The organism is Staphylococcus sp. GDY8P131P (genome assembly GCF_017891975.1).
Lineage (GTDB): Bacteria > Bacillota > Bacilli > Staphylococcales > Staphylococcaceae > Staphylococcus > Staphylococcus nepalensis.
This window is the reverse complement of sequence record NZ_JAESKF010000004.1, coordinates 62511-84758: the sequence shown is the minus strand read 5'-3', so window position 1 is coordinate 84758 and position 22248 is coordinate 62511. Positions and strand designations below refer to the sequence as shown.

The 22248-nt window shown below is 32.6% G+C and carries 24 protein-coding genes; 4 read left to right on the top strand and 20 right to left on the bottom strand.

Annotated features, from left to right (window positions below; translation table 11 throughout):
* Positions 1-85: 85 nt before the first annotated feature.
* From trxA to zapA, 5 genes are all read right to left on the bottom strand, one after another.
* A complete protein-coding gene (gene trxA, locus KA894_RS04530) occupies positions 86-400 on the bottom strand; it encodes a thioredoxin (protein WP_019469293.1) in 315 nt (104 codons plus the stop codon).
* Positions 401-482: 82 nt separating this feature from the next.
* Positions 483-2831, bottom strand: coding sequence for an endonuclease MutS2 (locus tag KA894_RS04525; RefSeq protein ID WP_119487804.1), 2349 nt, complete (start codon positions 2829-2831; stop codon positions 483-485).
* A gap of 9 nt (positions 2832-2840) precedes the next feature.
* Complete coding sequence (gene polX / locus KA894_RS04520; RefSeq protein ID WP_096810361.1) at positions 2841-4553, bottom strand: DNA polymerase/3'-5' exonuclease PolX; 1713 nt, start codon at positions 4551-4553, stop codon at positions 2841-2843.
* A 112-nt stretch (positions 4554-4665) separates the two neighbouring features.
* Entirely contained in the window at positions 4666-5187 is a 522-nt protein-coding gene (locus KA894_RS04515) for a CvpA family protein (RefSeq protein WP_103373526.1), read from the bottom strand.
* Positions 5187-5453: a cell division protein ZapA gene (zapA, locus tag KA894_RS04510; protein ID WP_096810363.1), complete on the bottom strand. Its 267-nt coding sequence runs from the start codon at positions 5451-5453 to the stop codon at positions 5187-5189. Before zapA ends, KA894_RS04515 begins: the two co-directional genes overlap by 1 nt.
* Before the next feature lie 305 nt (positions 5454-5758).
* Between zapA and rnhC the strand changes: the two genes are divergently transcribed.
* Positions 5759-6697, top strand: coding sequence for a ribonuclease HIII (gene rnhC / locus KA894_RS04505; RefSeq protein ID WP_107644530.1), 939 nt, complete (start codon positions 5759-5761; stop codon positions 6695-6697).
* Positions 6698-6784: 87 nt separating this feature from the next.
* Here rnhC and pheT read toward each other — a convergent pair whose 3' ends face one another.
* The 7 genes from pheT to KA894_RS04475 form a co-directional block, all read right to left on the bottom strand.
* Positions 6785-9187 carry a phenylalanine--tRNA ligase subunit beta gene (gene pheT, locus KA894_RS04500; RefSeq protein WP_210133736.1) on the bottom strand — a complete coding sequence of 801 codons (2403 nt, stop codon included), beginning with the start codon at positions 9185-9187 and terminating at the stop codon, positions 6785-6787.
* Positions 9187-10245, bottom strand: a complete 1059-nt coding sequence (pheS, locus tag KA894_RS04495) for a phenylalanine--tRNA ligase subunit alpha (protein WP_096810366.1) — start codon at positions 10243-10245, stop codon at positions 9187-9189. The genes pheT and pheS overlap by 1 nt, the downstream gene beginning before the upstream one ends.
* Before the next feature lie 333 nt (positions 10246-10578).
* On the bottom strand, positions 10579-11319 hold the full coding sequence (locus KA894_RS04490) for a TrmH family RNA methyltransferase (RefSeq protein WP_096810367.1): 741 nt from the start codon (positions 11317-11319) through the stop codon (positions 10579-10581).
* A 17-nt stretch (positions 11320-11336) separates the two neighbouring features.
* On the bottom strand, positions 11337-11702 hold the full coding sequence (locus KA894_RS14670; protein ID WP_245337194.1) for a M23 family metallopeptidase: 366 nt from the start codon (positions 11700-11702) through the stop codon (positions 11337-11339).
* Position 11703: 1 nt separating this feature from the next.
* Complete coding sequence (locus KA894_RS14665; protein ID WP_245337193.1) at positions 11704-12279, bottom strand: hypothetical protein; 576 nt, start codon at positions 12277-12279, stop codon at positions 11704-11706.
* 126 nt (positions 12280-12405) lie between these two features.
* Positions 12406-12579 carry a 50S ribosomal protein L32 gene (gene rpmF, locus KA894_RS04480; RefSeq protein WP_096810369.1) on the bottom strand — a complete coding sequence of 58 codons (174 nt, stop codon included), beginning with the start codon at positions 12577-12579 and terminating at the stop codon, positions 12406-12408.
* 80 nt (positions 12580-12659) lie between these two features.
* Entirely contained in the window at positions 12660-13196 is a 537-nt protein-coding gene (locus KA894_RS04475; RefSeq protein ID WP_096810370.1) for a YceD family protein, read from the bottom strand.
* Between the two features lie 126 nt (positions 13197-13322).
* Here KA894_RS04475 and KA894_RS04470 point away from each other — a divergent pair, with 126 nt between their 5' ends.
* The gene (locus KA894_RS04470) at positions 13323-14456 is read left to right on the top strand and encodes a nucleotidyltransferase (protein WP_096810371.1); all 1134 of its coding nucleotides are present in this window, start codon (positions 13323-13325) and stop codon (positions 14454-14456) included.
* Between the two features lie 256 nt (positions 14457-14712).
* On the opposite strand, the gene KA894_RS04465 is transcribed toward KA894_RS04470, so the two are convergent.
* The 3 genes from KA894_RS04465 to rsmD all read right to left on the bottom strand — a co-directional run bounded on the left by KA894_RS04465 (position 14713) and on the right by rsmD (position 16485).
* The gene (locus KA894_RS04465) at positions 14713-15177 is read right to left on the bottom strand and encodes a MepB family protein (protein ID WP_332271621.1); all 465 of its coding nucleotides are present in this window, start codon (positions 15175-15177) and stop codon (positions 14713-14715) included.
* A 278-nt stretch (positions 15178-15455) separates the two neighbouring features.
* Entirely contained in the window at positions 15456-15941 is a 486-nt protein-coding gene (gene coaD, locus KA894_RS04460) for a pantetheine-phosphate adenylyltransferase (RefSeq protein WP_096810373.1), read from the bottom strand.
* Position 15942: 1 nt separating this feature from the next.
* On the bottom strand, positions 15943-16485 hold the full coding sequence (gene rsmD / locus KA894_RS04455; protein WP_096810374.1) for a 16S rRNA (guanine(966)-N(2))-methyltransferase RsmD: 543 nt from the start codon (positions 16483-16485) through the stop codon (positions 15943-15945).
* Between the two features lie 67 nt (positions 16486-16552).
* Between rsmD and KA894_RS04450 the strand changes: the two genes are divergently transcribed.
* Positions 16553-16942, top strand: coding sequence for a DUF7147 family protein (locus KA894_RS04450; RefSeq protein ID WP_103373004.1), 390 nt, complete (start codon positions 16553-16555; stop codon positions 16940-16942).
* A gap of 93 nt (positions 16943-17035) precedes the next feature.
* Here KA894_RS04450 and KA894_RS04445 read toward each other — a convergent pair whose 3' ends face one another.
* Positions 17036-17287, bottom strand: a complete 252-nt coding sequence (locus KA894_RS04445) for a YlbG family protein (RefSeq protein WP_096810376.1) — start codon at positions 17285-17287, stop codon at positions 17036-17038.
* A gap of 128 nt (positions 17288-17415) precedes the next feature.
* Here KA894_RS04445 and KA894_RS04440 point away from each other — a divergent pair, with 128 nt between their 5' ends.
* Positions 17416-18333 carry a glycerophosphodiester phosphodiesterase family protein gene (locus tag KA894_RS04440; RefSeq protein WP_096810377.1) on the top strand — a complete coding sequence of 306 codons (918 nt, stop codon included), beginning with the start codon at positions 17416-17418 and terminating at the stop codon, positions 18331-18333.
* A gap of 79 nt (positions 18334-18412) precedes the next feature.
* Here the strand turns inward: KA894_RS04440 and KA894_RS04435 are convergent, their stop codons facing one another.
* The 4 genes from KA894_RS04435 to cyoE all read right to left on the bottom strand — a co-directional run bounded on the left by KA894_RS04435 (position 18413) and on the right by cyoE (position 22232).
* The gene (locus KA894_RS04435) at positions 18413-18847 is read right to left on the bottom strand and encodes a YlbF/YmcA family competence regulator (RefSeq protein WP_096810378.1); all 435 of its coding nucleotides are present in this window, start codon (positions 18845-18847) and stop codon (positions 18413-18415) included.
* Between the two features lie 11 nt (positions 18848-18858).
* Complete coding sequence (locus KA894_RS04430) at positions 18859-19908, bottom strand: CAP-associated domain-containing protein (protein WP_096810379.1); 1050 nt, start codon at positions 19906-19908, stop codon at positions 18859-18861.
* Positions 19909-20834: 926 nt separating this feature from the next.
* Positions 20835-21296 carry a DUF420 domain-containing protein gene (locus tag KA894_RS04425; RefSeq protein ID WP_096810380.1) on the bottom strand — a complete coding sequence of 154 codons (462 nt, stop codon included), beginning with the start codon at positions 21294-21296 and terminating at the stop codon, positions 20835-20837.
* A gap of 24 nt (positions 21297-21320) precedes the next feature.
* The gene (cyoE, locus tag KA894_RS04420; protein WP_096810381.1) at positions 21321-22232 is read right to left on the bottom strand and encodes a heme o synthase; all 912 of its coding nucleotides are present in this window, start codon (positions 22230-22232) and stop codon (positions 21321-21323) included.
* Positions 22233-22248 lie beyond the last annotated feature (16 nt).

The following is a 22248-nucleotide window of genomic DNA, read 5'->3' as shown; positions in this document are numbered from 1 at the left end:
TTTATAATTAAACCAAAGTATTCGTTTTATTTACAAATTTAAAAGCTGAGACATTAAATTAATTAATGTCCCAGCTTGGTTGTTTCTATAAGTGTTTTTCGATTACTTCTGCTAAGTTTTCTTTAGGTTGGAAACCTACAACTTTATCAACAGGTTCTCCATCTTTAAATAAGATTAAAGTTGGGATACTCATTACTTCAAATTTAGCAGCTGTTGATGGATTTTCATCTACATCAAGTTTTAAAATATTAGCTTTTCCATCATAATCACCAGCTAATTCTTCTAATACTGGAGCAATCATCTTACATGGTCCACACCAAGTTGCCCAAAAATCTACTAAATTGACACCTGATTGAATATTTTCATCAAAGTTTGAATCTGTTACTTTTACGATTGCCATAACTGCCAATCCTCCTTAAATTATCAAATGATGAAGAAATTATAACAGAGTTTTTATAATTCTGCATATCTCTTGCTCACATTTATTTTAATTCTACAACGGTCACGCCAAATCCGCCTTCACTTGGCATACCGTTCCTATATGATGACACATTTTTATGTCGTTTTAAATGTTTTTGCACACCTTTTTGCAATGCGCCTGTTCCTTTACCGTGAATAATGTAAACTTGCTCATAGTTACTCAACACAGCTTGGTCTAAATATTGATCAACTGCGACCATCGCTTCATCATAACGATAACCGCGTAAATCCAGTTCCATCTTTATGCTTTGGCGATTTTCACGCTTAACCATTTTAGTAGGCGTTTCTTTCGTTTTTTTCGTTTTTTCTAAGTCACTGATTGGCAGCTTCATTTTAATAATACCCATTTGGACGACTGCTTCATTTTCGTCCAATAATTCTAAAATCTCGCCTTTTTGCCCATAAGTTAGCACTTTCACTTCATCGCCGACTTTAATTTCATCCCATTTTTTCTTTTGTATATTTTGTTTTAATGATTTCGCTTCATACTGATCGTCAAGCTGTTTCTTTTTATTAATGAGTTCATGCTCTTTTACATCTGCACCTTTTTTGTCTCTAAGTTCACGTAATTCTTTAATAATATCCTCAGCTTCTTTAGTTGCAGCTTTCACCCGTTGATTTGCTTTTTCTTTAGCTTCGCTCATTAATTGTTTCTCATGATTTTGATACTGTTCGTATTGTTTCTCAAGATTATCATGTGTCTCTTGTGCTTCACGTAGCAATCTATCTAATTCAATACGTTGTTCATCTACACGTTTAGAATTTTTTTCTAATGACGCGATCATTTCATTTATTTCTTGTTCGTCTTGACCAATCATTGATTTCGCTTTTTGAATTACTTTCATATTTAAGCCTAATTTTTTAGAAATGTCAAAAGCATTTGAACGTCCTGGCACGCCCATTAACAATTTATACGTCGGGCTCAATGTATTAATGTCAAATTCAACACTCGCATTCATCACACCAGTTCTGTTATAACTGTAAGCTTTAAGTTCAGGATAGTGTGTAGTTGCCATGACGAGAGAACCAATGTCATGTACATAATCTAAAATACTCATTGCTAATGCAGCACCTTCACTAGGATCTGTGCCAGCGCCAAGTTCATCAAATAAAATCAAACTGTGCTTAGTTGTATTTTGTAATATTTCAACAATATTTTTCATATGAGAAGAAAATGTTGATAGTGATTGTTCAATAGATTGTTCATCCCCGATATCACAATAAACATTCTCGAAGATGCTCAGTTTACTGCCATCTAATGTAGGAATCAGCATACCGGATTGTGCCATAAGAATAATGAGTCCTAGTGTTTTAAGTGTTACGGTTTTACCACCTGTATTCGGCCCAGTAATAATCACCGCTTCAATATCTTCTGCGAATTCTATCGTATTCGCTACAACTGTATCTTGATCTAATAAAGGATGGAATGCTTTTGGTAGATAAACTGTGCGTTCACTTGTAAATTCAGGCTTTGTACCTTTGAACGAACGTGCATAACGTGCTTTAGCAGTTAAAAAATCTATCTGGCCCATTATAGATTCTGAAATTAAGCATGCATCTGCTTCTGCAGCCACATAGCCGGTTAGTTCAGTTAAAATACGTTCACTTTCTACTGCTTCATCATTGCGTAGTCGGCTAATTTGGTTATTCATTTCAACAATAGAAGATGGTTCAATATAAAGTGTTTGACCGGATGCGGATTGGTCATGCACAATGCCGTTAAAATCTTGACGGTATTCAGCTTTGACTGGAATAACGTTACGTTCATTACGAACTGTGATAATAGCATCAGACAATTTTTTCTGATTCGCTTGGCTCTTAACAATTTTATCTAAATTTTGTTTTATACGTTGCGTTGTTCCAGATATTTTACTGCGAATACCTTGTAATTCATAACTTGCATTGTCAAATAGATCATTTGCATCACATTTTTGGTGAATATTTTGATATAAACCTGAAAGTACAGGTAATTGTTCCATTCTATCGTGGAGGATAGTATAATTCACTTCCTCTTCTTCTTCCAACAAGTTATTATAAAATGTTTTATATTGGTTTTGAATTTGTATTAAGCGTTTAATTGCATTGAGCTCTTTAACACTTAATACGCCACCAATTGTTGCTCTATGGATGAGTGCAGATACCGCTGATAGACCACTCAAACTCGGCAATCTATATTTATTATAAATTTGAGCAATTTCATCTGTTTCATTAATTTGAAATTCTACAGTTTCTATATCAGTTGCTGGCACCATTCCAACTACTTTTTCTTTACCTAAATCACTCATTGTTTCTTTTTCAACGAGTGCTTTAATTTTATCGAATTCTAAGACATTTAATGATTTCTGTCTCATATAATCCCTCTATTTCTTCAATTTAATATTGTTTTCGATAAACGCTTTAAAAGCCTCTCGATCCATCGTATTAATTACGCTATCTTTTTTAACAAATCCTTTTTGTGCAGTAGCCACACCATATTTCATAAATTCTAAATGATCGACATGATGCGCATCTGTGTTAATCGTCAATTTAACGTTTGGATGCTTTTTAACTATTTCCGCGTTTAAATCTAAGCGTTTTGGATTTGCATTGATTTCTAAAATCGTATTTGTTTCTTCAGCAATTTTACATAATTTATCAATATCTGGTTCATATCCTGGTCGTTTACCTATAATACGTCCTGTAGGGTGCGCAATATGTCTTATATAGGGATTCCGACATGCTTGTTCCAATCTATACATAATTTCATCTTGCGATTGATTAAAACTTTGATGTATTGCTGCAATAACGTAATCTAATTGTGCTAAGATTTCATCACTATAGTCTAATTGACCATTAGGTAATATGTCCATTTCAATGCCTGAATATATATCAATTTCATCGTATTTTTTATTTAAAGCTTTAATCGCTTCATTCTGGCGTAATAAACGTTCTACAGAGAGACCGTTTGCCACTTTTAAACTTTGAGAGTGATCAGTAATAACCATAAATTGATAACCTTTAGCAATATTTGCTTCAATCATATCTTCAATGCTAAAAGCACCATCACTGTATGTTGTATGCATATGAATATCACCGTTGATATCATTTAAAGTGACAATGTTAGATAAATCTTTATCAAACTCGCTTCCATCTTCACGTATCGCTGGTTCGATCCAATTCACACCAAAGTGTTCATAGATTTCTTTTTCACTATGGTATTGGAGTAATGAACCATCGGCTTTTTCTATACCATATTCACTTACTTTTTCATCTTGTTCTTTTGCTAATTGGCGGATGCGAATATTATGATCTTTCGAACCAGTGAAATGCTGTAGCGTATGATAAAACGCTGAAGGTTCAATCAATCGGAAATCTACACCTATCGTTTCATCATCATAGGCTAATTCTAATGAAACTTTTGTCGAACCAACTGCAATTTCTTTCACCTTGTTTGGAATGTTCAATAATGCTTGCTGTACTTCCGTTGGTTGTTTTGTACTTATAATATAATCTAAATCTTTACTCACTTCTTTAAAGCGACGAAAGCTGCCTGCAACTTCGTATTTTTCTATGGCTTCAACTGTCGCTAAATAGTCGTCAATGTCTATATTTAAACCTCTCATTTGATCAATAGGATAATGTTCTTTTTTCGCGCCCAATGCTTTCACTGCTTCAAGTATATTCTGTTCCGTTTTCTTAGCGAAACCATTTAGTTCACTTACTTTTCCTTCTTCGCATGCTTGTTGCAAAGCTTCTTTTCCATCTATATTAAGTTCTTTATATAGTTTAGCTATTTTCTTACTACCAAGTCCTTGAATTTTTAGTAAAGGTATAAGTCCTTCTGGCACTTCTTCTTGTAAAGCTGCTAATGTTGTCGAATGACCGTTTACAAGGTATTCATTGATCACTTCACCAACACCTTTACCAATTCCTTTTAATTCAGTGACATCTTCAATTTGATCCAAAGGGCGTTCGTCGATTTCTAAACTCTGAGCTGCTTTTCTATAAGCTGAAACTTTAAAAGTATTTTCACCTTTGATTTCCATATATACAGCTATTTTTTCTAATAATTGAACAATTTCTTTTTTTGTCATTAAGTTTCACTCCATAAAAAAAGACCAAGACAACATACCCTAGTTATTTCGGTATATCAGTTATGTCTTGACCTCCTAGTTTTTAAAATCACTGTATTCCACACGAATATATTTAAAGTTGTGTGATAAAAGTTGAGATAAACGGAATATGTAATAATATGTATTCTGTTATGATTGAATGAGATAGTTGTTGTTGGATTAAGCCATTAGGATATATGGCTATACCATATAACAAAATAGCACTAATAATTGACGATGAAATCAAACTCAATACCATTCCAGATACCCTGCTTATCATATTCGGCCAGCTTTGTTGAACAATGTTATCAAATAGTACAACAACACCATAACATATAGCTTTCGTAAGGGTTGCAATAATTACAAAAGCAACCACGTGCTCAAATCGTTGCTGCAGATGAGCGAATTGAAATGCAAAATCCAAATCATAAGCGCGCGTTTTAGGATAAGGTACAAATAGTTCTAAGCGTTGTGCAACATGCCTATAATAACGTTGAGCTAACCATAAAGCAAACATTGTAGTGCCTAAATGTAAAGTTGTTAACCAAAGCCCTCTTCTAAATCCAATCATACCAATATATATGAAGAGAAGAACAACTAGTATATCAATTATCATTAGTCTTCACTATTTTTTAACTGGTTTATTTCTTGTCGCAAACGTTCATTTTCCTCTTCTACTTGCACTTTTTCATGCATAATATTAACAGCGGTAAGGATTGCTTTTCTTGTAGTATCTAGTCCAGCACTCTTACTCGCAAGTTCTTTGAGTCTTTCATCTACTAAGTGTGCTACATAACGGATATGCTCTGGATTATCCTCTCCTACGATTGTATAATGTTGATCATTGATAGTTACGTTAATCCGGTTTTTAAACTCACCCATATAATAACTCCTGACTTTAAAAATATATATTTCCAATCTTGCTGTTATATACCTTTATTTATATTTATATGTTCGTAATTTATAATATTTATCACGAACTATTATACACGACAAAATATTTTTTTGTAAGAGGTGTGATTTGTTATATTTGAATTATTTAATAATTACATATATTTAACTTTAACACCTTTTAATTCAAGCTATATTGCTACTTATAACATAAAACATTCAAATATTAAAAATTATGATATGATATGCATTGTCTCATTTTAAAATAAGTAATATGAACAAAGCGAGGTCACTCAATGACGAATGTAGTACATAAATTAACAAATCAAGAAATCCAAGAATTAATGACTAAAATACGTTTTGATACATCTAATCTTTCACAAGGTATGAAAGCACGTACAAAATATCAAAATACTTCCATCACGATCTATAATTCAAATAAGATAATGTTTCAAGGGAAAAACGCAGAAGCTGTAGCCAATACTTTACTACCATCTAAATCTACGGCTACTCAAAATAATACAAAAACCTCCAAAATCAAACAAGCTAAGCAACACATATATTATAACCAATTTCAATGTATAGGGAGCGATGAAGCAGGTAGTGGTGATTATTTTGGTCCCCTTACGGTATGCGCCGCCTATGTATCTAATAAGCATGCGCAAATCTTAAAAACGCTTGGCGTAGATGATTCCAAACGGCTTACTGATTCAAAAATTGTTGAGCTTGCTGAACAGATTATAACGTTTATTCCGCACTCTTTACTAACAATGTATAATGAAAAATACAATGAAAAGCAAAAGTCTGGTTGGTCTCAGGTTAAAATGAAAGCTGTTTTACATAATGAAGCGATTAAGAATGTCGTTGATAAAATCGATCAAGAAGAATTTGACTACATCGTTATCGATCAGTTTGCAGAGCCCGGTGTTTATAAAAGGTATGCACTTAGTCAAATGCCTTTCGAAAATAAGACGAAATTTGAAACTAAGGGTGAATCAAAATCAATTGCAATTGCAGCAGCCAGTATTATTTCTCGTTATGCATTTGTAAAAAATATGGACCATTTATCAAAAAATGCAAAAACTGATTTACCTAAAGGAGCTAGTAATAAAGTAGATTTAGCAGCAGCAAAAATCATTGAAAAAAATGGCATTGACTATTTAGATACAATCACGAAAAAACATTTTGCTAATAGAAATAAAGCTATCAATTTAGTAAACCAAAAACATCGCTGAATTTGCACTTAAAACAGTTATGCTTAATACATAAATTAAAACCTTGAACTGTAGGCTAATAAAGCTACAATTCAAGGTTTATTTTTATTATCTAATTGTCGCGCCTTCTGCTTGTAAAGCTTCTAAAATACGGTTATGCACTCCGTTCACTTTATCATCCGTAAGCGTTTGGTGCATATCTAAATATGCTAGACGAATAGCAATTGATTTTTCATCTTCTGCAACATGTTCACCTTCGTATACATCAAATACTTCAGCATGTTGTAAAATATCTCCGCCATAATTTTGAATGATTTTTACAATTTCAGCGGATGGCGTTGCTCGATTAATTACCAGTGCAATATCTCTTGATACGCCTGGGAATCTTGGAATTGGTTCATAATTAATATAACCTACAGATACTGACATTAATTTATCATAATTCAACTCAAAAACGTAAGTACGTTTTAAATCATAGTTATTTTCAGTTTGTGGATGTAATTCTCCAACAAAACCAACTATTTCCTCATTTAATTTAACCCATGCCGTTCTGCCTGGATGTAAACCATCTATTTCGCCGGCTTCATATTCAAATTGAATATCTAATATTTCTGCAATACGATCGACAATACCTTTGGTTACAAAGAAATCTATTTCTTCTTTTTTATTTTGCCATGTATTTACAGTATAGTCCCCTGTTAAAATACCACTCAAATATTCAACCTCATCTGGTAATTGATTCTCTTCATTGCCAAAGAATACACGCCCTAACTCGTACAATGCTACATGATGATTACTACGTGCAACATTGTAAGATACATCATCAATTAGATGCGGGATTAAACTTTGTCTTAAAGTAGAGTGTGCTTCGCTCATAGGCATCAACAATGATATCGTTGAACGGTCTTGCAAAGCAAAATCAGTTGCGCGTGTTTTATCGACAAGGGAATAATTAATCGCTTGGTTTAATCCAGCGCCTTCTAGCGTCGCTTTAACAACACGTGTTTTTGCTTGTCTATCCGTTAATGTGCCCGGTGTGACTTGTTTAAATACAGGCAATGTTGATGGTATTTCGTCGTAACCATAAATACGTGCAATTTCTTCTATAAGGTCTTCTTTAATGGTAATATCTTTACGGCGCGACGGCACCATAACAGTAAGTGAATTACCTTCCCTAGTCGTCTCGAAGCCTAATCGAACAAAGACAGCTTCAATCTCTTCTGGTGATAAGTTAAAACCAATTGTTTCGTTAACATTTTCCACAGTAATATTCACTGGTGTAACAAATTGGCCTAGTTGGCCTTCAGCAATGCGGCCTTGAAGCACTGTTCCCTCTGCGTATTGCTGTAATAAATAACAAGCTCTATCGACAGCTTCGTCTACAAATTCAGTTACAATACCTTTTTCAAAACGACTTGAAGCTTCGCTCCTTAAATTCAAGCGTCTTGATGTATGTCTGATTGAAACTGAATCAAAAATGGCACCCTCTATAACAACATTTGTTGTACTTTCGGTTACTTCTGAGAAGTCTCCACCCATAACGCCGCCAATAGCAATTGGTGTATCCCCGTTAGTAATGACAATATCGCTATCTTTTAAGGCTCTTTCTTGATTGTCTAATGTAGTCATTTTTTCGCCTGTTGTCGCTTGACGAACTTCGATATGTTTAGATCTGATTTGGTCTTGGTCAAACATATGAAGTGGTTGACCATATTCTAATAACACATAGTTTGAAATATCTACAACATTATTAATCGGGCGAATACCTGCTTTAATCAATCTCATTTGCATCCATTCAGGTGAGGGTTGTATTTTCACATCGTTCACTATTCTAGCACTATAATATGGTACTTTATCTTTATTTTGAACACTAATACGCATTTCATCAGTAGCTTGTTTTGTAGATTCTTGACTTTGTGTCTCTGGTCTAATCATTGGTACATTATAAAGCGCTGCTGTTTCATAAGCCGTACCCACCATACTTAAAGCATCTGCTCTATTTGGCGTTAAATCAAACTCCATGACCTGATCATCTAAGTATAAAGCTTTCAATGCATTTGTACCTGGTTTGATATCTGATGTAAAATTATAGATACCTTCTTCAAATTGTTTAGGCACAAGGTTACTTGGAATACCAATTTCTTGTAATGAACAAATCATACCTTCAGAACGTTCACCACGTAGTTTCGCTCTCTTTATTTTTACACCGCCAGGTAAACGTCCACCTACAGTAGCTACAATGACTGTTTGTCCAGCATCAACATTAGGTGCACCACAAACAATTTGTACTGGTTCTGCTTCACCAATATCAACTTGACATAAACTGAGTTTATCAGCATCTGGATGAGGTGCTTTCGTTTGGATATGCCCTACCACTAAATTTTTAATATCTTTTGTATAATCAATAATATCATCAACTTCGATACCTGTGCGCGTAATTCTTTCTGCAAGCACATTGACAGGTTGATTAATTTCTACAAATGTCTCTAACCATTCTTTTGAAATAAACATTATGCTTCACCTCTATCTTCTACTGCTTTAAATTGATTTAAGAAACGGACATCATTCGTATAGAAATGGCGGATATCTTCAATGCCATATTTTAACATTGCGATTCTATCTGGCCCCATACCAAAAGCAAACCCTGTATATTTAGAGGCATCGAATCCAGCCATTTCAAGCACGTTAGGATGCACCATTCCAGCACCTAGAATTTCAATCCAACCTGTATGTTTGCACACATTACAACCTTCACCTTTACACTTAAAGCAAGATACGTCGACTTCGACTGAAGGTTCTGTAAAAGGGAAATAACTTGGACGGAGTCTAATTTCTCTGTCTTCGCCAAATAATTGTTTAGCCAACAATTCTAAAGTCCCTTTTAAATCGCTCATTTGAATATTTTCATCTACCACAAGACCTTCAATTTGAGTAAATTGATGACTGTGTGTTGCGTCGTCAGAATCTCGTCGATAAACTTTACCAGGGCATAATATTTTAACTGGTCCTTGTCCATTTCGTTGTTCCATTGTTCTCGCTTGTACGGGTGACGTATGCGTTCTCATTAAAATATCCTCTGTAATATAAAAACTATCTTGCATGTCTCTAGCTGGATGTGATTTAGGTAGGTTTAACGCCTCAAAGTTATAATAGTCTTTTTCAACTTCAAATCCGTCTACAATTTCATAACCTAAACCTAAGAATAAATCTTCAATTTCTTCAATTGTTCTAGTTAAAGGATGCTTAGCGCCTATTGAAATTTTTCTACTAGGTAACGTAACATCAATTTTTTCATTTTTTAATTGTTGTTCTAGTTTTTCGTTGGCTAAAATTTCACGTCGTGATTCAATTTCTCCTTCGATTGCTTGTCTCACTTCGTTTACTTTTTGACCATACGCTGGTTTTTCTTCATTAGACAATTCTTTCATGTGTTTCATCAAACCAGTGACAGAACCTTTTTTTCCTAAATATTTAACTTTAACATCTTGTAACTCTTTTTCATTTTGAGCTTCATTTATGTCTACTAATGCTTGTTGTTTAATCTCAGACATTGCTTCTGTTTGAGTCATAATTTTGCCTCCTATTTAAAATGTATACTGTAAAACAATAGATAATCGCATATAAAAAAAGCTTTCATCCCCTGAAACTGGGACGAAAGCTTTCCGTGGTACCACCCAAATTTATGCATACGCATACACTTGTTGTCATTGATAACGGAAATGATTTCCGACTTAAATTTCTTTAAGTAACCAAAAAGGTGAAAAAAACTAATAGCAGCGGATTATCTTTCAGTCTTTGGATAATCTCCCTTAGACAACTGGGTTAAATTAGTTTACGTCTTTTTATTGGTTAATATTTTTAATCAGTATTAAATCTATTATATACGAAATCTAACTAAAGGGTCAACCTTTCAAATGGTACAACAATATACTGCCGGCTATAGCGACATTTAAGCTTTCCGCTTTGCCATAAATAGGAATGTTTAAATTTTGTGTTGTTTGATCTAATAACTCAGGGTTGACCCCTTCTCCTTCATTTCCTAACAGTAACGCAAACTTTTCTTGACTTGTAATTTGATTAAAAGCAACTGCATTTTCAAGTGCAGTACCATATACATTCCCATTAAATTTACGGATAAATGTGCTTAAATCCTCAGTGACAATTGGGAGATGGAATACACTGCCTTGACTCGCCCGTAATACTTTATCTTGATACGGGTCTGCTGTCCCTTTTTCTAAAACGATTAAATCGATACCTGCAGCGTCTGCAGTACGTATCAAAGTCCCCATATTTCCTGGATCTTGAATACGATCTATTAATAACACTTGTTGTGCTCCTGTAACATCAATATGTGCTTTTTCTATAATTGCGAAAAATCCTTGTGGTGTGACTGTACCGGAAAGTGCTTCCGCTACTTTTATATTTATTTCATATACTTCTTCAACATAATTCACCAAATTATCATCTAATCTTTCAATATCAACAGCAAATAATTGTAATATTTTTAAATGACTTTTATACGCTTCTTCAATGAGGTGTGCACCTTCAATTAACACCTGACCTGTTTTATCTCTTTCACGTTTCTTTTTTAATTTATTTGCACTTTTAATTTTATTGTTTTGTGCAGAAGTTATCATTTCCATACTATAGCCTCTTCATTTTAATTTTTAAAGATATGAATCATATTTGAACTTAATTTCTTAAATTTAGTAGCAAAATTGAACTTATTTTTTAATATCATATTATCGTCAGTATAACTTACTATATCACCTTTTTCAGGCGAAGTACCATTGATTAACTTAATTTTGTAAGTTTTAGCGAATTGAGTATTACATTGGTTCATAATCTGAAAATGTACATGTGGTTCCATTGCGTTACCCGAATTACCAATTCTAGCAATAAATTGCCCTCTCGTAACACAATCTCCAACGTTAACTTTAAATGAATGTGGTTTAATATGCGCAATCATACTATATTCATTATTTGCATGTTTCATAATAACGTAGTTACCTTCGGGATGTTTCATGTTATTTTCTCCTGGCGTTGCATCTGGTATACCATCTATGATTTTGACGACAATGCCCGTCAGCAGGAGCAACAATAACTTGGTTGTAACTATAGTAACTTTCACATAAATTAGGATTACCGTGGTAGCTACGATTTGCCTTTGTTAAAACCAAATCAAGTGCATAGCGTTGGTTTTTGTATGGATAATGATGATTGAGCAATTCATTTTCACCACCAGCGTATACAAACCAAGCATTTTGAACAGGAGTCGTATAATAACATTTTGATTTTTTAATTCCTTTTATATTTTTAATTGGGGTAAGAACAAAACCAATTATTTCATTATATTTATTTAGCGTTACGCTAATACCGGTGGCCATCTTTTCGTCAAACCATATGTATTCCTCTCTATAATTGAGTTGAATATGTTTAAATAATTTATTTTTATATCTAATTGCGTTATACGATTTCAACAATTTTTTTAACTCATCATAAGAAGAAACTTCTTGAAAATAATCACTAAAATGCTCATATAACCAATCAATTTCATTGTTTTCAATTTTTGCCAGAATCATTTGAGCATTTATTTGCGTCAACAGTCACACAACCTATCAATTGAATATAGTGTCTATAAGTATTAAAAAAATCGCTCAAAAATTATCATGTGAATAATTAATGAACGATTAATTTTCGGCTATCAATAAGCCCATAAATAAATGAAATTATTTAGATACTACTTCTTCACCTTTGTATGAACCACAGTTCTTACAAACGCGGTGGTTTAATTTGTACTCACCACAATTTGGGCATTCTGTCATACCAGGTACTGACATTTTGAAATGCGTACGACGTTTATTTTTTCTAGTTTTTGACGTTCTTCTTTTTGGTACTGCCATGATATATCCTCCTTATATACATACACTAATAATTGTTTTCAGACTCAATAACCTATTATACTATAAATTATTTAAATCCGCTATTGCTCTTCGTCATATAATTGTTGTAGTTTTTGAAGCCTAGGATCGATTTGCTTAGTTTCTTCTTCAGCAAGCTCAACCGCTTCTTCTTCGTCAATAACTTCCCAACCATTACCTTCACGTAACATCTGATCGCTATCATTAGCAAAAGCACGCATTGGCTTTTCTACAATAACAAGTTCTTCAGCAATATCTTTTAGATTAATCATGCCGTCTGAAGCATCATGATAATGCTCATCATTTTCTTCGTCATCACTTAAATACTCATAACCTTCTAAATCAAAAATTTCTTGTGATTTAATATCGATAGGCACTTCAACTGGCACTAATGTACGTGCGCACGCCATCGTATACGTTCCAGTAATATGCATGTCTGCAATGACTTCATTTGATTTGACAGTTAGCTCACCTTCAACATCAATATCAGATAGATCTATTAAATCTAATGATTTTACTAAATGATCAAAATTCACCGTTTGATTGAACTCAAATGGTTTATCTTGGAATTTTCTTAATTGTGTTATTGACCATTTCATATGGCTTCACCTCTAACAAGCACAAAATTTATTTTAACTTTATAGACAAAAGTTGTCAAGATTTTTTCTTAACACGGTTTAATCTGATACAATATCTATAATGAGTTCTGAAAGGGAGAATTGCAAATGAAAAGCGTTGCACTAATCACTGAATATAATCCTTTCCACAATGGTCACTTATACCATGCCCAGACATCAAAGTCAATAACCGACTCTGAAGTCTCTATTGCGATTATGAGTGGTAACTTTGTAATGAGGGGACAACCAGCTATATATAATAAATTTATTCGCACACAGATGGCGTTAAACGTTGTAGATTTAGTAATTGAATTACCTGCCCTTGCTGCACTATCAGCTGGCCAATATTTTGCAACGTCAGCTGTTCAAATTGCAGATTATGTTGATGCAGATCACTTATCTTTTGGAAGCGAATCAGGAGACATAGATTCATTTAATGCGTTTTTACGAGATATCAATCAAGTTGAACAATCTTCCCTGTTTCTTAAAAAGATAAAAGAAGGTAAGAGTTATCCTAGGATATTAAGTGAACTTGTAAATGATAATACGCTGTTATCTTCCCCAAATAATACTTTAGGCATTTCTTACATGCGCGCAATTCAAAAGATTGCACCTCATATTAAAGCTTGGACAATTTCAAGAGAAAACAGCCATCATCATGATCAAGATATCTCAAATTTAAATTTTGCTAGTGGTACGTCAATTCGTAATGCAATACAAGCATATGACGAACAATGGAAACATGTCGTCCCTCATTCAATACACCATCTTTATCAAGAACCACACACATCTGTTGACGATACATTTCCATATATTAAATATGCGATTTTAAGTCATACCGCAGGCTCCTTAAAAAACATCTATACCATGAGCGAGGGCCTAGAAAATCGAATATTAGAAAAAATTAAACATGCCACATCATTTGAACATTTGATGTCATTAATAAAAACAAAACGTTATACATATACGCATATCCAGCGCTTATTAATGAATATCTTACTCAATTTTCAAAAACAACATCAATTCGATACCATTTCTGCTGTCCGCGTTTTAGGCATGTCTCAAAAAGGACAACACTATTTAAAATACTTAAAACAAAAATTTCCAAATCGTAATTATATAACGCAAATAAACCAACAAAATGCGCGTTTATTTGAACAAGAAATACATACTACTGAAATTTATAATTTGCTTTCTCATCGACCAGAAACAGATTTCAACACCCCAGTGATACGTATTTAAAATTAAGCTAACAACACTATGAAACGATTAAGTGTTCATACGTTCGTCGTTTTTTTAATAAATTATAAAAAAAGGGAGATTTTATATAAAAACCAGAACAAGAGAGATGTCACATTTTCGGAAACAATTCCATATCTCCGAAATACTAATAACTTAAAAACACAATATATCAAGCGCTTACATTAAATGTCGTCTTTATAGAAATTGATATAAATACACGTTTTGGTTTAATCGAAGATATTGCTAATGTCAACAATTATTCTAAATATTTATTTACGTTTTGTGCCTTTATTTCTTGTTCACTTAATCCATCAGATAAGTCAATAAAATATTGACTTTGCCATTTTTGGGTTAACGTTGCAGCCTTATTTAAATTAGTTTCCCAATCTGGATATACACGAAAGGCCATTTTACCTATAGAATAATCAGTACGAATAATACTTTTTTTCGCAAGGATCTCTTTCGAAAAAATAAATTGTCCTTTTTGATTTCCATCTAATATATTAACGATTAATTTATCTTTCATTTCATAAAAATCGAAAGGTTCGTTTTCATATTCGCTATTTTTATGCCAGACTGCCACAAAATAACCGCTTTTTTTTGGTGTTTTTTTAGCCATTCTACTTTTAAATGAAACGCGGTTAAATATAAAGTTAAAGCTTTCATAGCTTTGATTCCATTCTTCTAATTCTACCTCATCTAGAGAAAGTCGAGGTAGAATTTCACTTATCTTTTTAAATATGAAATACGAATTATAATTCGAAATGATATTGTTCGTAATAGTTCGTCTCCCCCTTGTTTTACGGTTACGCCAAATTGCGTGTTTCTATATCAAAGTATAAGGAACAAAGCCAAATTACCATGTTACGCGTCACATTTCATTATACTCCAGACATTAATATTTTGTTTCAAAAGCTAATTTACAAATGCTTTCTATAAAATGATTATTAGACAGACTATATTTAAAGCTGAGACATACTTTTACGCCCCAGCTTTTCATTATTTTTTGAATTTTTTATTTAATGCTTTTTCGACATGTTCTGGTACAAAGTCTGAAACATTAGCTTTATATGCAGCCACTTCTTTTACCACACTAGAACTAATAAAGGAATAGTTTGTACTTGTCATCATATACATTGTTTCTACGTTACTGTTTAGTTTTTTATTCATCGAAGTAAGTCTTAATTCATACTCAAAGTCACTTACAGCTCGCAACCCTCTGATAATAGTTTGAGCACCGATTTCATCACAAAAATCAACCAGCAAACCGTTAAAATGATGTACAGTAACATTATTTAAATGCTTCACTGATTCTTCAATCAATTCGATACGTTCATCAATTGAAAAAGTTCCTGATTTATTACTGTTTTTCAAAACGCAAATGTGCAACTCATCAAAACGATCCGCGCTTCTATCAATAATATCAATATGACCATATGTAATTGGATCAAAACTTCCTGGAATGACTGCTTTAGTTGTAGACATTTTAATCTCCTTTTTCTAATAACAAAGTGTCTGTTAATCCATAATGATATCTTTTTATCATATGAAATGATTTTGTATCAATCTTTTCTTTATGATTGAACTCACAAACGATAATACCATTTTCTTTCAATAAGTTAAACTTTGCAATTCCATCTAATGCTTCATCAATCAAACCTTTTTCATAAGGGGGATCTAAAAAAATAACATCAAATTGGATTTCTCTTTTTGAAAGTGCTTTAAGAGCCCGATCAGCATTATTTTTATATACTTCTGCTTGATTGGAAATTTTTAAATTTTGAAGATTAGATTTTATAATTTTTATAGCCTTGAAATTTTGGTCTACGAAAATCATTTTTTCCATACCGCGAGACAATGCTTCAATACCCAAAGCACCGCTTCCAGCATATAAATCTAAACCGACGCCAGAGACCTCGTGCAAACTATTAAAAATGCCTTCTTTAACTTTATCCATAGTAGGCCTTGTATTACGTCCTTCTAAACTTTCTAAGGGTTTACTTTTATGAATTCCAGAAATCACTCTCATTTTACAAACACTTCCATTCTAGATTTTATTTTTATATAATACATATTGCATGATAAGGAGGAGCAAGATGAAACAATCATTTATAAAATTAGGTGAAGGTCTTACAGATTTATTTGAATTTATAACACTTATTGAATATAACCATACACGGATAGATTATATTGTCTATTTTCATACCCCTACTTTTGATAAAAAATTATCTTCAGTCGCTATTATTATGAAACCAACGAGCGACAAACATTTTCAAGCTATGTATATTATGGTAAATGCATTAAAATATCCATATCCTGAGCCTAACAAAAAGTTCGATATGATTAACAAACAAGCAGCACAATTTAATCTTGAGATAAAAGAAATTGATGTACAACCACCTGAAAGATTTCACTCTCATAGTATTTATTTCAATTATTTAATCAGTGTATTAAGAATAGAAAGATGGATTCCTCCACTAGAATAATAGTAAACAAAACAAAGTCACCTTACTGGTTCTTAAACCTATTGTAACTTTGTTTTGTTTATAAAATAATTCAATTAATTTAATAACTTATTCTTATGTAAATTCATGTTGTTCTTTTGGGTATTCTTTTTTTAAATACTTATAAGGAGAGCCAACAATATTTTTAACATATTTTAATTTCATTAGTTTGTCTACAATACTATCAGCTTCTTCTTCATTTATATACATAATAACATAACGTTGTTGTTTATTTGTACTTACAATATGGCCAAATTTTCTAATTTGGCGTTCATGTTTCATATGTTTTAAATATATGATTAAACTTGTTCTAGATACAATATCCATATTATCACTCCATCTATTAGCCACTTTATAATATCACGACTAATTCAATTAATAAATAACAATTATTTTGAAGTAAAGCTAACATTTGCTATATTACTTAATATACTTAAACCAAGGAGGATTTGCGCATGACAACATTTAATAAATTAATTAAAGGTGCGTTTTTAGCTACAGTTGGTTTAGTCGGCAGTGCTATTTTCGTTTCTAAATATAAAGGTATGCCAAATAATCAGGCAGTCCCTTCCTTCTTCTCTAAACCGGCGCCTTATATATTTGCGCATCGTGGTGGCATGGCAGTTATGCCAGAACATACCAAACTTGCATTTGATAACGCGATTAACCATAAAATTGATGGATTTGAAATTGATGTTAGATTAACCAAAGATCAACAACTGATCGTTTTTCATGATGCAGAAATTGATCGTACTACAAATGGTTCAGGAAAAGTAGCAGAACATACTTTAGATGAGTTAAAACAATTGGATGCTGGTTACCATTTTACAGATGTGAATGGTTTAAAGCCCTATCGTAATCATTTAAGTGCCAAGGTCTTAACATTTGATGAGTTGTTAAAATCATATCCAAACTCACTCGTCAATGTAGACCTTAAAGATATGCCACAAAGTAGCGAAGGCAAGCTTGTACCTCACATCATTTATGACATAATTGTTAGAAATAATGCGCAAAATCGTGTTTTAGTTACTAGTTTTCATAGTGAACAAGTGAAACGTTTTAAAAAAGGAAGTAACGACACAATTGCTATAGGTGCAAGCCAAAATGAAGTTGCTGAAGGTTTCTTAAAATTCAGTTTAGGTCTTGGTAATATGTTCCAACCACAAGCCCATACCTTCCAAATGCCAGTCACATTCAAAGGTATCAAATTGACTTCTCCTAAATTTATTAGCTGGTTAAATGAACGAAATATTGTACCTGGATATTATGGCATTAACAATTTAGATTTAATGAATGATTTAATCGTAAACGGCGCTCACACTTTAGTCACTGACAGACCGGATTTAGCAGAACGTTTTAAAAACACATACTAAAATAAATTATATAAAAGCTGGGTTACCTGTTTGGTTTCCCAGCTTTTATCGTCATTAATAGATACACAATGTCTTACGTTTACAAAGAACAGCTACAAGAACCACCTGTAGCACAACCACTCGCATCTTTTTGGAAAAACGGATTTCCTGTTTCAATTTTTACATTTTCAGATACTGCATACGCAATTTTAACGATGACTTCATCAATTAAATCTTGTAACGCTACTTCTTTTTGTTTATAGTCCATAACGACTGGCAACATTTCATAAGCACGTTTACGTTTACGTGTTTCTAACATAACTTTTTGATAGTCCGGATGATATTTCCCAAACCTCATAATTTCATCGTATGCTTCTTTTGATTTTAAAAAAGCTTGGTATAGTAAATGAGCCTCATCATTTTCCATTAAATACTTCTCAGCTAATTTGAATGCTTGATATAAACGTGAGTCAAGTATTTTATCACTTAAACTCTCGATATCATCAAGTACAGTCAATGTTTCTTCTGTTATCATAGTGACACTCCTTACTTATCTTCAATGAAAATAATCGTATAGTAACCATTAGATACTTCGCCGCCCATTTCATTGTATTTGGAATTTAACATTCTCGATCTATGAATATCTGAGTTTAACCAACTGTGAATTAATGTTGGCACTTCATTGAAATCATAACCAACATTTTGACTTGTCGAAACGAAAGATATATTTTGTTCATCAAGTTTCTGTTTTAATGCTTCTTCTGTAAATTCTACACTATCAGTGTCGATTGCTTCGTACAAGTTATATGAAGCAATATGTGCTAAATCATTATTAACTTTTAAAGTTTTTGCATCTTTTAATGCTCTCATTTCATTTGTTATTTCATATAATGTCATCAATTGATTAGCATTTTGTTCATAAGGTATTTCTTTATAATTATTTTTTACTTTTTTATCTTCTTTTGCAGTGATCATTTGGTATGGTTTAAACGCCATTAATGCCTCACTATCTAAATAGCGTACACCGACAATTTCATTGTCTTGTTGGTCAATATAGATTTGAGCATAAACGTCATTAAATTTGATAAGCGTCTGTGTTTTCATATCTGCATCAGAAAGCTCTAATTCATATGCTTTGCCATCTACTTTGATTGTTGGTTCTGGATTTATACTGAATTTTTCAAATACATTAGAAGCTTTGTCTCCAATTTCCACTGGATTAACGCTAGCGTTTTTACCAGTTGCATAAACAGATTTTATTTTGTTTTTTCTAGTCGTCACCAGATAATATTGATCTTTTTGTTTAAATACGTAGTTTTTAAAACCTTTTTTATATGAATAAACCCTATCTGCTTGTCCATATTTGTCAGTTAAACTATGTAAATCTTGCCCCACCCATGTACCTACACCTTTTTCAAGTTTTGGATTTTCACTTGTCGTTTTTTGCTTTTGAAAATCTTTATTTTGAGTTGTTTTTGGCGTGTCCTTATTCGGATTTTCCAAAACATCAAATTTTAAACGCGGTGAGTAAAATAAATAAATTATAAAACAAATTAATAACAATACACCAATAACTTTAATTATTAGTTTTTTCATCGCTCATCCACCTATAGTATTCTTTGGTTCATTGTACATGTTTATGATTGATTCAAGCAAGGCATCTCCATAAATTTCTCCTTTTGTAATAATCTCTTTACAATGAATTGAACCAACTTTCAATATTTAGGTATTAAATGATACACAACCAAACCTTGGGTATAGTGCTCACTAAGGAGCGATGCATATATCAATGACTCGTATATATGGGGCAAAAAATAACTTAAAAAACATTTCAGTAGGTGTTCCTATTATTTTAGCTTGCTTTGATCATTTAATTGGGTAAAATAATACTGTAGTTATTACTGAACATAATTTAATAATGATGACTAAACCAGATTGGATTATTGTTATTGGGCTATATTCAGGCCATAAGGGCAGTGAATTACTTTATCAAGGTAATTCCTTATGGTTTATTAAGTATCGATGACTCTTTAACTGCTAAGCGTTTAAAACGGTATTTATCTTAAGTGGTTATTGACACTCATTATTTCTGTTTTGTATGAAGGATTACTATCCTTTAACCCGTCTTACCAACACCTTTTATGAGAATAAAATATTGACTAAATTGTAACTGACGCCTTAAGTTAATGTTCAAATAAAATCTCATAACCTAAAAAAAAGCCGAGACATCAATGATGTCTCGGCCACAAACATGATATATACAATAAAGAACTAGTAATACTTATCCAAGTATTTAACTCGTGTAATAATTTTAATGCTAATGAGACTTATACATAATCTCGTGCCAGATAACCTTTTAGCCTAAGCTCTGCACTTTTAACCATACTTGTATTTATCAGAGTAGGATAACAAAATTATTCTAGAAAAGTATGATTTCTATCCTGTCCCCTCTTATTATGAGTATGGATGACTAAGTCCAAACTCTTTTATTCCCGAATAACTAACGCTTAATATAGTATGCTTTATAACCCAAAAGTTGCTTTAAGTAACGACGTTGTTTCTCCGCCTGGATATAAAACGTAAAGTAGCATATATACCGCTACACCAGTGATTGCGGTGAAAAACCAAATAATTGATGCAATTGGTCCTACAAATCTATGAATTTTAAATTTCTCTTTGAAAGCAGTTATAATTTGTACAAGACCCAAGATACCACCAATTGTTGCCAAATTAATATGGAAGATTAAAAAGATTGTATAATAAATCTTAATAGAATCTGGACCACCAAAAGCAGTATTCCCAATAAATATTGTTCTTGAAGCATAGATAATAAAGAACGCAAGTGCAAAAAAAGCTGCCGTTAACATCACTTTTTTATGGCTTTCGATTTTTCTCTTCCAAATTTTACGCCATCCTATTGCAACAAGGATCGCACTAATAACTATAAAACTTGTGCTGATTGTAGGTAAGATTGGTAAATTCATACATTCCATCCTTATTTTTATTTATTAGAACATTTTTATTAACGAGACAACAACAACGAGTACAAAAAATACTACTAAATAATTTAAAGAGTAGATAAACATTTTTGTAGCCCATTTTGTTTGGTCTGAATCTTTTTTAAAGCTTGTTAAACCTAAATATAGCCAACCAAGATTCAATAGTGAGGCCAATATAATAAATGTTGTACCAAGATTACTTAATAATAATGGTAATGGCAATAAAAATACGAGCCAAATAAACATACTGACTCTTGTCCGTTTAAACCCTTTAACAGAAGGAAGCATTGGAATATGAGCCATACTATATTCATCTTTACGCTTAATCGCTAAAGCATAGAAATGTATCGGTTGCCAACAGAAAATAACTAAAAATAATGCAACTGCGACCATGCTAATATTACCTTCTATTGCTGTCCAACCAATTAATGGCGGAACGGCACCAGGGAAACTCCCGATTACTGTGTTCCAAACCGTATGGCGCTTAGACCAAATGGAATAAAATGATACATATCCAACAATACCTAGTAATCCAATTACGCCTGATGGTACATTTAAAGCAAATAAAAATGCTTCCCCTACGAGCATCATTCCAAAACTAAGTAATAATAAATTTCTATTTGAAATTCTTTCGTTCACCGTTGGTCTTTGTTGTTTGCTTGGCATGATACTGTCAATATCTTGATCATAGTAATTATTTAAAGCGCAAGCGCCCCCCATAATTAACGTCGAGCCTACCAACATCATTAAAATCTGTGGTATTGACGAGAGGAAGGAATGATTTGCCAACACAATTGCAAGCCATGAACCAGCAAAAGCTGGTATTAAATTACCTTGAACTAGCCCCATTTTAATAATTTGTTGTAACTCTTTAAAAGTTACACGGCTAGAATTATGCGACAAAGTTTGTTCTTTGTTCATAATTTCCCTCCTAATT

What these genes read in the sequence shown, in the direction of transcription:
- pheT (WP_210133736.1), bottom strand. Translation starts at nt 9,187, where the DNA reads ATGTTTATTTCAAAAGAATGGTTAGAGACATTTGTAGAAATTAATCAA.
- cyoE (WP_096810381.1), bottom strand. Translation starts at nt 22,232, where the DNA reads ATGAACAAAGAACAAACTTTGTCGCATAATTCTAGCCGTGTAACTTTT.
- KA894_RS04470 (WP_096810371.1), top strand. Translation starts at nt 13,323, where the DNA reads ATGAAAAGCGTTGCACTAATCACTGAATATAATCCTTTCCACAATGGT.
- KA894_RS04450 (WP_103373004.1), top strand. Translation starts at nt 16,553, where the DNA reads ATGAAACAATCATTTATAAAATTAGGTGAAGGTCTTACAGATTTATTT.
- KA894_RS04445 (WP_096810376.1), bottom strand. Translation starts at nt 17,287, where the DNA reads ATGGATATTGTATCTAGAACAAGTTTAATCATATATTTAAAACATATG.
- KA894_RS04430 (WP_096810379.1), bottom strand. Translation starts at nt 19,908, where the DNA reads ATGAAAAAACTAATAATTAAAGTTATTGGTGTATTGTTATTAATTTGT.
- KA894_RS04515 (WP_103373526.1), bottom strand. Translation starts at nt 5,187, where the DNA reads ATGATAATTGATATACTAGTTGTTCTTCTCTTCATATATATTGGTATG.
- KA894_RS04525 (WP_119487804.1), bottom strand. Translation starts at nt 2,831, where the DNA reads ATGAGACAGAAATCATTAAATGTCTTAGAATTCGATAAAATTAAAGCA.
- trxA (WP_019469293.1), bottom strand. Translation starts at nt 400, where the DNA reads ATGGCAATCGTAAAAGTAACAGATTCAAACTTTGATGAAAATATTCAA.
- rsmD (WP_096810374.1), bottom strand. Translation starts at nt 16,485, where the DNA reads ATGAGAGTGATTTCTGGAATTCATAAAAGTAAACCCTTAGAAAGTTTA.
- coaD (WP_096810373.1), bottom strand. Translation starts at nt 15,941, where the DNA reads ATGTCTACAACTAAAGCAGTCATTCCAGGAAGTTTTGATCCAATTACA.
- KA894_RS04440 (WP_096810377.1), top strand. Translation starts at nt 17,416, where the DNA reads ATGACAACATTTAATAAATTAATTAAAGGTGCGTTTTTAGCTACAGTT.
- pheS (WP_096810366.1), bottom strand. Translation starts at nt 10,245, where the DNA reads ATGACTCAAACAGAAGCAATGTCTGAGATTAAACAACAAGCATTAGTA.
- rpmF (WP_096810369.1), bottom strand. Translation starts at nt 12,579, where the DNA reads ATGGCAGTACCAAAAAGAAGAACGTCAAAAACTAGAAAAAATAAACGT.
- KA894_RS04475 (WP_096810370.1), bottom strand. Translation starts at nt 13,196, where the DNA reads ATGAAATGGTCAATAACACAATTAAGAAAATTCCAAGATAAACCATTT.
- KA894_RS14670 (WP_245337194.1), bottom strand. Translation starts at nt 11,702, where the DNA reads ATGAAACATCCCGAAGGTAACTACGTTATTATGAAACATGCAAATAAT.
- polX (WP_096810361.1), bottom strand. Translation starts at nt 4,553, where the DNA reads ATGACAAAAAAAGAAATTGTTCAATTATTAGAAAAAATAGCTGTATAT.
- rnhC (WP_107644530.1), top strand. Translation starts at nt 5,759, where the DNA reads ATGACGAATGTAGTACATAAATTAACAAATCAAGAAATCCAAGAATTA.
- KA894_RS04425 (WP_096810380.1), bottom strand. Translation starts at nt 21,296, where the DNA reads ATGAATTTACCAATCTTACCTACAATCAGCACAAGTTTTATAGTTATT.
- KA894_RS04490 (WP_096810367.1), bottom strand. Translation starts at nt 11,319, where the DNA reads ATGGAAATGATAACTTCTGCACAAAACAATAAAATTAAAAGTGCAAAT.
- zapA (WP_096810363.1), bottom strand. Translation starts at nt 5,453, where the DNA reads ATGGGTGAGTTTAAAAACCGGATTAACGTAACTATCAATGATCAACAT.
- KA894_RS04435 (WP_096810378.1), bottom strand. Translation starts at nt 18,847, where the DNA reads ATGATAACAGAAGAAACATTGACTGTACTTGATGATATCGAGAGTTTA.